General features: G+C 36.7%; 12 protein-coding genes. 3 read left to right on the plus strand and 9 right to left on the minus strand.

Annotated elements, in window-relative coordinates; genetic code table 11:
- From B5X62_RS15630 to B5X62_RS05315, 3 genes are all read left to right on the plus strand, one after another.
- The coding region (locus B5X62_RS15630) for an integrase core domain-containing protein (protein WP_079666377.1) at positions 1-180 on the plus strand (180 nt) is incomplete at its 5' end.
- Between the two features lie 170 nt (positions 181-350).
- Complete coding sequence (xrtF, locus tag B5X62_RS05310; protein WP_079666378.1) at positions 351-830, plus strand: exosortase family protein XrtF; 480 nt, start codon at positions 351-353, stop codon at positions 828-830.
- Positions 817-1254, plus strand: a complete 438-nt coding sequence (locus B5X62_RS05315) for an exosortase F system-associated membrane protein (protein ID WP_079666379.1) — start codon at positions 817-819, stop codon at positions 1252-1254. The genes xrtF and B5X62_RS05315 overlap by 14 nt, the downstream gene beginning before the upstream one ends.
- On the opposite strand, the gene B5X62_RS05320 is transcribed toward B5X62_RS05315, so the two are convergent.
- The 9 genes from B5X62_RS05320 to dnaB form a co-directional block, all read right to left on the minus strand.
- Positions 1251-2255: a cation diffusion facilitator family transporter gene (locus B5X62_RS05320; RefSeq protein ID WP_079666380.1), complete on the minus strand. Its 1005-nt coding sequence runs from the start codon at positions 2253-2255 to the stop codon at positions 1251-1253. The two genes, B5X62_RS05315 and B5X62_RS05320, sit on opposite strands and share 4 nt — an antisense overlap.
- A gap of 77 nt (positions 2256-2332) precedes the next feature.
- Positions 2333-3322, minus strand: a complete 990-nt coding sequence (locus B5X62_RS05325; protein ID WP_079666381.1) for an aspartate-semialdehyde dehydrogenase — start codon at positions 3320-3322, stop codon at positions 2333-2335.
- A 94-nt stretch (positions 3323-3416) separates the two neighbouring features.
- The gene (locus B5X62_RS05330; RefSeq protein WP_079666382.1) at positions 3417-3848 is read right to left on the minus strand and encodes a hypothetical protein; all 432 of its coding nucleotides are present in this window, start codon (positions 3846-3848) and stop codon (positions 3417-3419) included.
- 80 nt (positions 3849-3928) lie between these two features.
- On the minus strand, positions 3929-6532 hold the full coding sequence (locus B5X62_RS05335; protein ID WP_079666383.1) for a TonB-dependent receptor: 2604 nt from the start codon (positions 6530-6532) through the stop codon (positions 3929-3931).
- Positions 6533-6674: 142 nt separating this feature from the next.
- Positions 6675-7535 carry a carboxylating nicotinate-nucleotide diphosphorylase gene (gene nadC, locus B5X62_RS05340; protein ID WP_079666384.1) on the minus strand — a complete coding sequence of 287 codons (861 nt, stop codon included), beginning with the start codon at positions 7533-7535 and terminating at the stop codon, positions 6675-6677.
- Positions 7536-7595: 60 nt separating this feature from the next.
- Positions 7596-9167, minus strand: a complete 1572-nt coding sequence (gene nadB / locus B5X62_RS05345; RefSeq protein ID WP_079666385.1) for an L-aspartate oxidase — start codon at positions 9165-9167, stop codon at positions 7596-7598.
- A 17-nt stretch (positions 9168-9184) separates the two neighbouring features.
- On the minus strand, positions 9185-9811 hold the full coding sequence (locus tag B5X62_RS05350; RefSeq protein WP_079666706.1) for an NAD(P)H-dependent oxidoreductase: 627 nt from the start codon (positions 9809-9811) through the stop codon (positions 9185-9187).
- 192 nt (positions 9812-10003) lie between these two features.
- Complete coding sequence (gene rnhA, locus B5X62_RS05355; RefSeq protein WP_079666386.1) at positions 10004-10480, minus strand: ribonuclease HI; 477 nt, start codon at positions 10478-10480, stop codon at positions 10004-10006.
- A 10-nt stretch (positions 10481-10490) separates the two neighbouring features.
- Entirely contained in the window at positions 10491-12110 is a 1620-nt protein-coding gene (gene dnaB, locus B5X62_RS05360; RefSeq protein ID WP_079666387.1) for a replicative DNA helicase, read from the minus strand.
- Between the last annotated feature and the right edge of the window lie 80 nt (positions 12111-12190).

Below are 12190 nucleotides of genomic sequence, written 5' to 3' on the forward strand. Positions count from 1 at the left end.
GAATTTGGATTTAAAAATGTCATTAAAGATTTAAAAACCGCTCAAAAAATGATTAAAGAAGCTGTGGGCATATACAACAACGAAAGAACGCATTGGAGTCTAGATTTGAAGACGCCTGCGCAAGCTCATAACGAGTTCAATAAACACATTTATAAATCTTATTCAAAAAAATCTGCATGATGTTGTTGGTGAAAAAAATCGGTAAAAAAATGTGGGAAAATCAACTGGACAAAGCGAAGGAAATTTTTCCAAATTTTATTCCGACATTAAAAACAAAAATTCCTATTTTTAAATCGTGAAGCAAATCCTAAATATTAACCAAAAAGAGTCAACCTATTTCAGGACATGACATGGTTTTACTTTTATTGTATCAATTGTATCTTAATCGGTTCGACAACGCAGTTATCGATCCGTTTTCACGTTGGGTTGCCGGACAGGCTAATTGGTTCCAAAATACTTGTGGTTTTACATCAAGCTTACAAGATGGCGTCGGGAAGGAGGGAATTCGGTTTATTATTCAAGGCGAATATTTGACCAGAATGGTGGAAGGCTGCAATGCGATTTCGGTGATGATTATGTTCGTTGCGTTCATCTTTGCGTTTTATAAAGGTGCAAAAACCATTGTGTTTGTCATTCTTGGCTTGGTTGCGCTGCATGTGATGAATTTTGTCCGAATCGCTTGTCTTAATATGGTGATGTCAGATTTTCCGCAATATGGGAAGATGTTTCATGATTATGTTTTTCCTGCGATTATCTATGGAACAGTGATTGTTTTATGGATTGTTTGGATCAAGTTTTTTGCATTAAAAAAGGAAGATGAAGCCGCTTAATATTCTTTTTGTTATTCTGGGACTTGCAGGATTAATCGCAGTTAGATTTTTGGAAGATAAACTATTTTATGATCCTTTTTTAGCTTATTTTAAAAATGAATTGGACGGAAGTAGCTTTCCAAAATTTGATGATACAAAACTTATTTTAAGCTATTTGCTGAGGTTTTTTCTTAATTTGATTTTTTCAACAATTATTATTCAGAATTTATTTCGAAATAAAATTTGGACTAAACAAGCAGTTGTTTTAATGCTTCTGGTCTATGCAATCGTCTTTCCAATCTATCTTTACTGTATCTATACCAACTTCGAAATCGGAAATTTGTTCGCTTTTTACATCCGAAGATTTGTTATTCAACCGATGACTTTGTTGCTAATTGTACCGATATTTTATTACAGAAAACATTTGTTAACGAAGTCGTCTTAATTATTTCTGTCGTGTTTATCGGGTTGCGTAATATTTTGCGCAGTCCAAGTGATTCTTTTTAAAAATTCTTTTTCGCGAACGGGACAGTTTTTAAGTTGACAAACTTCACAAGATTTTGGCTTACAATCATCCATGTGAAAATTAAATTCTATCTGACGTTTTGCATTTTTGGCTAGAACTAAAATCACTTTTTCCATCTCTTGATGAGCTTCTCGCAGCGAGTAATAGTAGGGAAGTGTGATGTGCGCGTCGATGTGAAGATTTGCACCAAATTGTTGAATTTTCATATTGTGGACATCGATCCAATCTTCCTCACGATTTTTTTCTAAGATATCAGCGACTTTTTCGACAAGTTTGATGTCTTGCTCGTCCATAATTCCACTGAGTGATTTACGAACGATTTTATAACCAATATAGATGATGTAAACGCCAAAAGCCAAAGCTACTATAGCATCAAGCCAATAGATTTTAGTGAAATAAACTATGATTAAACTCAAAACTACACCACCAGTTGTAATGGTGTCGCTCATCAAATGCTTGCCCGAACTTTGCAGCACCAAAGATTTTTCTTTTAAACCTTTTTGTAACGAAATATAACCCATCACATAATTGATAATTGCAGTAATAGCTACGATCAGCATTCCCCAATCCAATTTGCCTGGAATGTTGTTGCTTAAAAGAGAATTAACCGCCTGTACGATGATGACAACACCTGCAAATATAATTAGTGTACCTTCGACGCCAGAAGTTATAAATTCGACTTTTCCGTGGCCATAAGGATGATCTTCGTCTTTGGGTTTCGCTGCAACATAAAGCGAGTAAAGCCCCATGAAGGCAGCAATGATGTTGACGATGCTTTCCATAGCGTCGGAGAATACAGCATCAGAGTTTGTTAAGCGCCAAGCAATGAGCTTTGCAACAAATAATACAATCCCGATGATGGCAACATTTCGCTGGAATCGAAAATTATTTTTGCTGATATTTTGACCGCTAGAATTCATAAGTTTGAAAATAGATTTGTCTTTTGTTCGGTTAATCTAATAATAAAAAAATGCCCACTTTTTGGTGAGCATTTGGTTTATACTAATTTCTTATCTAAAAGATATTCAGCGATTTGTACTGCGTTGGTTGCAGCGCCTTTTCGGAGGTTATCTGCGACAATCCAACAGTTAAGTGTTTTCGGTTGCGAAATATCTCTACGGATTCTTCCAACAAAAACATCATCTTTACCTTCCGCCATTAACGGCATTGGATATTGGTTGTTTTTAACATCATCCAAAACGGTAACACCAGGAGTTTCAGAAAGTATTTTTTTAACTTCATCAAGATCAAATTCGTTTTCGAATTCGATGTTAACACTTTCAGAATGTCCACCTTGTACAGGAACTCTAACCGCCGTCGCCGTCAAATTAAAACTGTCATCACCCAAAATCTTTTTAGGCTCTTTCATTAATTTAATTTCCTCTTTGGTGTAGTCGTCATCAGCAAATACGTCACAATGCGGCAACGCATTTTTGAAAATTTGATAAGGATAAACTTTGTCTGCATCTTTACCTTCGATCTCGGCATTCAATTGGTCAACAGCCGCTTTTCCAGTTCCTGTAACCGATTGATAAGTCGAAACTACAACACGTTTGATGTCGTATTTTTTATTTAAAGGATGAAGAACCATCACCAACTGAATGGTCGAGCAGTTAGGATTTGCAATGATTTTATCTTCTTTTTCTAAAACATCTGCATTGATTTCTGGAACCACCAATTTTTTAGTCGGGTCCATTCTCCAAGCAGAAGAATTATCAATCACAAAAATACCAGCTTCTGCAAACTTTGGCGCCCAATCTAGAGACGTACCTCCGCCAGCAGAGAAGATTGCTATTTCAGGCTTTTTGTCAATAGCAGTTTGCATGGATACCACTTCGTACTCAGTTCCTTTGTATTTGACCTTGCTACCGATAGATCTTTCAGAAGCTACGGGGATTAGCTCGGTTATAGGGAAATTTCTTTCCTCAAGAACTTTCAACATCACTTGTCCTACCATTCCGGTAGCGCCAACTACTGCTATTTTCATTGATTTAAATAAAGGTTTTAAGGGTTTAATATTTAATGATTAAAAAATTATAAGTGTAAACTTAGTAACTCATAATTCATAATTCAAAACTAATTTAAGCTCCGAAAACTTTTGCCCAAGGGAATGCAAATGCAAATAATGCAATCGCTAAAATACCCATGATAACCACTTTTAAGTTGATTGTTTCGGCAGTTTTAACTTTTTTGTTGATGATCGTCATTAAGATTACGCCAATTAACATCGAGAAAGGATGTTCTACATATTGGAATCTTAAGTCTGCGTTTTTCATTACAGCGCCCATGTCTAAGCCTTTTGAGAAAGTTACAGCTAACATGATAACACCAATTAGTAATTGAATGTGGAAGAAAATCATTGTAAACAATGTTGTTTTCTTTAAAAAGTTATTGACTTTGCCACTGTAACCGAACATCGTCATTAATAAGGCTACTAAGAATAAGGCAACTAACAAAAGCTCAAGATAAGCGAATCCTTTGTGTGCGTTAATTAAAATGTTGTAAAATTCCATAGTCTTTTATTTTAGGTTAACAAAGATAGCAAAAATCCCGACCAAAGGCCGGGATTTGAGATGTATTAATATTAAATTTCTTAGAAATTGAATGATAAACTTGTTGACCAAGTTCTTCCAAATCCGAAATAAACTCTGTTTGAAGCATCCAATCCTTTATAGAAGTTATTAGGATTGTTGATGTATGTGTCAAATTGTTGTTGTGCAGTTGTTGTAACTCCCCCAACAGTTTTATCAGTAAAATCAGCAACAGTTTTAACTTTAATATTAGTTGAACCATCTTGGATGTAAGTAGTATCCAACAAATTATTAACATTAACTCCAATTGTGAAGAATTGTGATTTGTCGTTCAATCTAATCTTATAAGAAGCACCTATATTAAGTAAGTTAAAGTTAGGCAACTCAAGAGCTGTTTTACCTTGTTTATCAAATTCAGCAACATTTAAAGAAGAATAAATTTTGCCAACATACTGCCAATCTCCATAGATTTTAAGGTCTGTAACTGGAGAAATTGTTGCTCCTAAAGATGCTGTCATCTGTGGAATACTGTTGCTACCAGAACCACCAACTTTTACTTTATCCAAGTAAAGTGTTGTTTGATTAGATCCGTTAATTGCAACTGGCGTGTTGTCATCTAGGAAGTTAGATCCTTGTGCATTACCTTTATATTGGTAATCGCCATAAGAGAACATCCCGTTGAATTCTAGATATTTGTTTACTTTGTAGTTTCCTTCAAACTCAGCACCCATATGTATTTGAGTAATTCCACTGATCTCAGAATAACCATTATTGCCTAGACCGTCGATATCTTTAATCCCAGTTTTTCTAAAAAATCTGTCTTTCCATTCAGTTCTATACAAGTTAACTTTTGCGTTAAAATTGTGCGCTCTGAATCCGTAACCTAATTCTGCAGAGAAGATTTTTTCATTAGTTAAATTCGGGTTAAGCACTTGTTGGTTACTTGGATATACTGCTGACATAAATGGTTGTTTGCTATAGTAACCGATGTTAGCAAAAACGTTGTTTTGTTCATCGATATTATAGTTAGCACCCCCTTTGATGTTATAACCAAAGATATTTTTGAAACCTGTTTTTCTATCAACAGCTTGACCTTGTTGTAAAGTCCCTGGTTTTACGAAATCATCAATTCTTTGATAAGCTTGGTTAGATACTGATCCTTGTAAGAATGCAGATACTTTTTCTGTTGAATATTCAACTTGTCCAAATCCACTATACCACAATACTTCTCCGTCATTACTAAATACCATTCTGTCTTCCATTGGTGCATTAGCTCCACCGAAAGGATTCCATGATAATTTTTTGTAGTCGTAAGTTTTTCTAATCAAGTTATTTGTTGGCAGATTTTTATTAGTCGCATCTGTGTATCCAGAAGCTCCATAAAGATCCGATAAAACTTGGTAATGGTAACCATAGTAATATCTATCATCTGTACCAATTGAGAAGTTCCAATTATCATTAATCTTATGTTGGAAATTCATTAAGATACCATACCAGTTATGTGAGTTAACACTTGATGTTCTAACCAATGTATTACCTTGTACACCAACTGTTGGTGTTACTGCTGCATTTGCTGCAAAGATTTGATCAAAATTGTAGTGCCCTTCGTTATCTACAAAATCTTGCATTCCTTTTCCTCCAACTTTTCCAGCATTTCTTGCTCCACCACCACGTCCGTTAGACATGTAAGCAACTGTACTTAAAGTAGATTTATCACTAATATTCCAATCCCAGTTTAGCATCAATACTGGTTTTGCATAATAATTCATTGCGTTAGCAATTCCAACTCTTTTACCATTTGGTTGAGTTAAATATCCAAAATCTGAATTATACTGTCTGTATGGCGTACCATCTTTATCTGGATTGTATTTAATGTAATTAGAAATTGTTGGCGCATAAGATCTTTGATCATGCCATTGTGGCGATGAAGTGATCATAAACTGCAAGTTATGTTTTTTGCTAGGTTGAAAACCTAAAGCAAAGAAGTAAGTATAAGCTTCATAATCTGTATTCTCGATGTATGTTGAACCAGATTGTCTTGCCATTAAGAATGATGAAGACCAACCGTTTTCTGACTTACCAGTATTATAAGCGAAAGATGTTTTTAAGAAGTCATTGTTACCAATACCTAATCTTACGACACCACCTTGCTTCATGTCAGCAGCTCTAGTTACGAAATTAAGCGTACCACCAACTGAAGCGATAGCTAGTTTAGAAGAACCTAAACCTCTTTGTACTTGCATTGTACTAGTTACATCAGCAAGACCTGTCCAGTTTGACATGTATACAGAACCTCCTTCCATATCGTTAACAGGCATACCGTTAACCATAACAGCGATATTCTTACTTTCGAAACCACGCATTGTAATACCTGAATCTCCAAATCCACCACCACCTTTTGTAGCGTAAACTGAAGGTGTTGTATTTAAGATTTCAACCAATTCTTGGTTACCTAATCTTTCTACAATCTGTGCAGCCTTAATTGTTGAAACAGCTACAGGTGTTTTTCTGTCTTTAGCGATGTCTGTTACCCCCTTTGTGATAACCACTTCATCGATATCATTCGATTTTAGTGTGTCGATCGGTTTTTGCTGAGCAAAATAGATGCTCGCTGTTGATAGTGTTAAAACGATTGATAATGATCGTCTTCCGAAGTTGCTTTTCATTTGATATGAATTACTATATTTATTTGACTCTGCAAATTTCAGAAATATAAATGAACCACGTTTTAACAAACAATTAACATTTGTCAGTTTACAAGAAATTTAATATTCAGTTAACATTATGTTAAATAAAAATTAACAAATGCTACTTAACTGCCTTGAGACTCAGGTCGATATTGTCCGCAGAATGTGTTAAGGCTCCAGCCGAAATATAAGTGACACCTGTTGCTGCAATCTCTTTAAGTTGTTCTCTCGTGATACCTCCGGAAGCCTCGCTTTCACATTTTCCATCGATTAATTCGACTGCTTCTTTCATCGTTTTCACATCCATATTGTCGAGCATTATTCGGTCTACTTTAGCATCGATGGCTTCAGAAACTTCTTTTAGATTGCGAGTTTCGACTTCAATTTTTAGTTTCAATTTATTCTTTTGAATATAATCTTTTGCCATATTAACGGCATTTGTAATACTTCCGTTATAGTCAATATGATTGTCTTTTAACATAATCATATCGTACAATCCATATCTATGGTTAGTTCCGCCGCCGATAGCAACAGCCCATTTTTCACAGATTCTAAAATTAGGAGTTGTTTTACGCGTGTCTAGTAGTTTGGTTTTAGTACCAACCAATCTTTGATCCCATTCGTGGGTTAAAGTAGCAATACCACTCATACGTTGCATACAATTGAGAACCAAACGTTCGGCTGTTAGGATAGATTGTGCTTTTCCAGATACTAAAAAAGCAATTTCACCAACTTTTGCTTGTTCACCATCATTAATAAAAACTTCAACACTCAGATCTTTATCCACATATTTGAAAATCTCTACAGCCATATCAACGCCTGCCAAAATACAATTTTCCTTAACCAAAAGCTTAGCTTGTTGCTCAAGTTCTTTTGGAATAGTCGCTAAGGTTGAGTGGTCGCCTGTGTTAATATCTTCTTGTATCGCAGCTTTTATAAAAGTCTGTAATGCTTTGTTGGTTACGTATGATGGTTTTTTCATGATAAATAATTGAAAATATATTACTTAATTTAAAATAATTAAAGTTTAACTTTAGCAGGTTTATGCAAAGTCTTTATTGTAAAATGCACCTTTATTTTGTTTCATTTCTAAAGATTGGTCGATAATAAGTCCCGAAACGCTAACAAGATTTCTAAGCTCTGAAAGTTGCGGCGAAAGAATAGAGTAGTTGTACAATTCGCTTACCGCTTCGGAAATATCTTGATGTTTTTTCTTTGCAATTTTTAGACGTTCGTTGCTTCTAACAATACTTACCAAATCGCTCATCATTTCTTGAAGTTGTTTTCTGAGATAAGTTACCAAAACCATTTCATCCATTATTTTCATGCCATCTTCATTCCACTCGGGGATGGCTTTTAGATCATCGAAGTTGAAATTATTCTCTTCAAGCAAAGTCATGGATTTCAAAGCGGCATTATGCCCGAAAACTAAACCTTCTAGTAACGAATTGGATGCTAGTCTATTAGCGCCATGAAGTCCAGAGTTGGTACATTCTCCAACAGCAAAAAGATTTCTGATAGACGATTGTCCATCTTTATCAATGTTAATGCCGCCCATCAAATAATGTGCAGCAGGAACTACCGGAATCAGTTGTTTGAAAGGATCAATACCTTCGCTCAGACATTTATTATAGATGTTTGGGAAATGTTTCATGAATTTTTCCTTGTCCATTTCGCGACAATCAAGGCCAACATATTCGTCACCTGAGGTTTTCATTTCGTTGTCAATCGCACGAGCAACGATGTCACGAGAAGCCAATTCTTCACGCGGATCGTATTTTTGCATAAAAGGTTTTCCGTTCTTGGTGCGAAGTTTTGCGCCATCACCACGAACAGCTTCCGAAATCAAAAATAACATTCCGTCAAGCTTCGAATACAGCGCTGTTGGATGGAATTGATAATATTGCATATTGCTAACTTTGCCGTAAGCTCTTGCTACAAAGGCAATTCCGTCGCCTGTTGCGATAATTGGATTAGTCGTATTTTTATAAACGTGACCAGCACCACCCGTCGCCACCAAAGTTATTTTCGCAGTTATTTTTTTGATTTGTTTTTGCTTTTCGTCCAAGATATAAGCGCCGTAACAATGGATGTTTTCTGGATCCAACTCTTTTCCTGGAACGTGATGTTGCGTCAACAAGTCGATCACATAATGATATGGAAGGATTTCGATATTTGGAGAATTACGCGCCGTTTCCAAAAGAGCACGTTCGATTTCAAAACCAGTGATGTCTTTGTGATGGACAATTCTATTTTCGGTATGACCGCCTTCGCGTCCAAGTGCAAATTTTCCGTTTTCTTGATCAAATTTTGCGCCCCATTCAACGATTTCGTTAAAACGTTTTGGCGCTTCTTCCACCACCATTTTTACAACGTCGGGATCGTTTTCTCCATCACCAGCACGTATCGTATCGTCAATATGTTTTTGGAAGTTATCGTTCTGAAAATCAGTGACTACAGCGAGTCCGCCTTGCGCGTACTTCGTATTGCTTTCATCTTCGTCTGCCTTGGTGACAATCATTATTTTGGTGTCTGGCAACTTCTCCGAAATTTTTATAGCATAGGACAATCCAGAAATGCCCGATCCTATTACTAAAACATCCGTTTTTATCATATTGTTTTGTGCTAGTTTTAAATAAATTTAATAAATTTTTCGACAGGTTTTCTAACTTTTTTCAAATGCTGAAACCCATCATCATCAGCTCTTTTTCCTAAAGTCAAAACCACCGCAACGCGTTCTTCTTCCATATTTAATTCCAAAAGTTCTGACAAAACATCGTGTCGAAAGCCTTCCATCGGACAAGTGTCAACACCTTCTTCTGCAGCAGCGACAATCATGGTTCCAAGAAGTATATAAGCTTGTTTTTCAGACCAATGTCTTAGGTCAATTTCAGTATGGCTCGAAGTGTATTGTTCGATGTTTTTTCTAAACGCGGCAAGTATTTCCAAATCGATATTTCGTTCCTTAGAGATGTGCGAAAAGTAGCCGTCAACGTATTCCGAATCGATTTTCGTTTTCGAAACAATCGCAACAACATGCGAACAAGTGCTCACTTGCGACTTGTTATAAAAAGCAGGCATTATCTTTTCTTTCTGCGCATCAGATTCGATAACAATCAATTTGTAAGGCTGCAACCCCAGCGAACTTACCGACAGTCGCCCCGCTTCCAAAATATTTTGCAAGGATTTCGAATCGATTTTTTCACCACTAAATTTCTTTACAGAATAGCGCCAAGCCAAAGCCTCTAGATAATTCATGTAACAAAGATAATCAACCATCTTCAAAATTAATTCTAAAGTTTTGTTAATTAGGAGCAATTCCAGCTTTCACTAGTCGCTATCTTGTATTTTCCAAAGCTTTTGCCTTTACAAAATACAAGATGAGCTCCAACATGCCGTTCAATCTGGGCTAGGAGATTAGGTTTCCAAAGAAGATTTTCGGAACAGAATTTAGAATAATCCGCCTTTGTTTTGATTTTCAAAAAAATCGTCGATTTGTAGATTTGCGCCTTGCGAAGCTTTAACAGCAAGTTGATCGACCAATTCGTTTTCCGCGTGTCCAGCGTGACCTTTTATCCAATGGAATTTCGGAGAATGTGTTTTAAGAAAAGGAATTAAAGCTTGCCAAAGATCAGGGTTTTTCACATTTTTCCAACCACGTTTTACCCAACCAGCTATCCAGTTTTGGTTAATCGCGTCCGATACATATTTACTATCGGTAAAGATATGGATGTCGTGCCCTTCGTCTTTTATTTTGGAAAGAGCCACAACAACAGCCATCAATTCCATACGATTGTTGGTCGTTAGTCGGAAGCCGGCCGAAAAATGTTTTTGATATTGTTTCTCGGGGACGCGCATCAAGATTCCGAATCCGCCTTTTCCGGGATTGCCACTACATGCACCGTCGGTAAAAATTTCGATTTTCAAACTCTAAATTTTAGAAAGGCATTTCATCATCATCGTCATCGTTCATTGCAGAACCAGAAACTTGTCCGCTAGAAGGTGTCGGCGGACCAAAAACAGAATTAGGATCACCAGTTACAGTAATTTTAGCAAAATCCGGAGCTTCAAAAGCGCCACCGCCAAATCCTCCACCGCTAGGCGATGGTGCACCACCACCAAATCCTCCATAATAAGAATTGCCTAAAGTTTCTAAATCTGCAAACTTACCAATATGTTTATGGAATGCTAATCTAACATCGGCTGTTGCACCGTTACGGTGTTTTGCGATGATAATCTCGGCTTGGTTTTCGGTTTGTGTTTCTGCACCTTCTTCGTCATTATCCCAAACAGCAATTTTGTAATACTCAGGACGGAAAATAAAAGATACAATATCGGCATCCTGCTCAATCGCTCCAGATTCTCTAAGATCCGAAAGCATTGGACGCTTTCCTGGACGCGTTTCCACAGTTCTTGATAACTGCGAAAGTGCAATCACTGGGACGTTAAGTTCTTTTGCAATCGCTTTTAAAGATCGAGAAATCATTGCAATTTCTTGTTCACGGTTTCCACCTCCTTTTCCAGAACTTGCTGTCATCAGCTGAAGATAATCGACCATGATAATCCTAACGCCATGTTGCATTACAAGACGTCGGCATTTTGCACGGAAGTCAAAAATCGAAAGCGATGGCGTTTCATCAATGAAAAGAGGTGCATTTTCCAAAGCCGAGACATTGGTAAAAAGGCTGCTCCATTCTTGATCGGACAAAGTTCCTTTCCTTAAATTTTCTGAAGAAATCCCAGTTTCTGAAGCGATCATCCTTGTGATCAACTGTACAGACGCCATCTCCAGAGAGAAAAGCGCAAGTGGAATATTGTTATCAACCGTGATGTTTCTCGCCATCGAAAGAATAAAAGCAGTTTTACCCATCGCAGGACGTGCTGCAATAATGATAAGGTCGGAATTTTGCCAACCTCCCGTTTCTTTATCCAAAGCTGTGAATCCTGATGGTACACCAGAAAGCCCTTCTTTATCTTTAAGCGATTTAATCTTGTCAATCGCTTCTTTTACCAAAGAGTTTGCGGTGTCGAATCCTTTTTTAATCGTTCCGTTGGTAATTTCGAAAAAGGATTGTTCGGCTTTGTCAAGAAGTTCGAAGACGTCAGTTGATTCTTTATAAGAAGTATCGATAACGTTAGCCGAAACATTAATTAGTGAACGAAGAATATATTTTTCCAAAATCACACGAACGTGATATTCGATGTGTGCAGACGAGCTGACACCCAAAGTCAAGTCGATGATGTAATGGTCGCCACCTGCCAGATTTAGTTTTTCAGTTCTTTTTAACTCCTGAATAACCGTCATCATATCGATCGGCGAGTTGCTTTCGTATAGTTTTAAAATGGCAGAAAATATCGTCTGATGTCGAGGATCGTAAAAAACTTCGGGCGTTAGTAAGTCAATAGAGTGGTCAAGCCCTTTTCTATCAATTAAAAAAGTACCGATAACAAGTTTTTCAAAATCAACAGCATTAGGTGGCATTTTGCCATCAGAAATCGATAATTCTTTAGCAAAATTGCCTTGTGTAAGCGACGATAAGGTTTCTTTCTGAGCCATTTTACAAAGATAGAGCTTTTAAAAATTGTGTAAAATCAAGTTCTTCACAAAAAATTGTAAAAGTGATAAAAGTCTTTTGT

It is taken from the genome of Soonwooa buanensis (assembly GCF_900167905.1).
GTDB lineage: Bacteria > Bacteroidota > Bacteroidia > Flavobacteriales > Weeksellaceae > Soonwooa > Soonwooa buanensis.

Bases quoted from the DNA above. Each gene is read 5' to 3' on its own strand.
- B5X62_RS05315 (WP_079666379.1), top strand. From the start codon at position 817: ATGAAGCCGCTTAATATTCTTTTTGTTATTCTGGGACTTGCAGGATTA.
- B5X62_RS05350 (WP_079666706.1), bottom strand. From the start codon at position 9,811: ATGAATTATCTAGAGGCTTTGGCTTGGCGCTATTCTGTAAAGAAATTT.
- B5X62_RS05335 (WP_079666383.1), bottom strand. From the start codon at position 6,532: ATGAAAAGCAACTTCGGAAGACGATCATTATCAATCGTTTTAACACTA.
- dnaB (WP_079666387.1), bottom strand. From the start codon at position 12,110: ATGGCTCAGAAAGAAACCTTATCGTCGCTTACACAAGGCAATTTTGCT.
- B5X62_RS05320 (WP_079666380.1), bottom strand. From the start codon at position 2,255: ATGAATTCTAGCGGTCAAAATATCAGCAAAAATAATTTTCGATTCCAG.
- nadC (WP_079666384.1), bottom strand. From the start codon at position 7,535: ATGAAAAAACCATCATACGTAACCAACAAAGCATTACAGACTTTTATA.
- B5X62_RS05330 (WP_079666382.1), bottom strand. From the start codon at position 3,848: ATGGAATTTTACAACATTTTAATTAACGCACACAAAGGATTCGCTTAT.
- xrtF (WP_079666378.1), top strand. From the start codon at position 351: ATGGTTTTACTTTTATTGTATCAATTGTATCTTAATCGGTTCGACAAC.
- B5X62_RS05325 (WP_079666381.1), bottom strand. From the start codon at position 3,322: ATGAAAATAGCAGTAGTTGGCGCTACCGGAATGGTAGGACAAGTGATG.
- nadB (WP_079666385.1), bottom strand. From the start codon at position 9,167: ATGATAAAAACGGATGTTTTAGTAATAGGATCGGGCATTTCTGGATTG.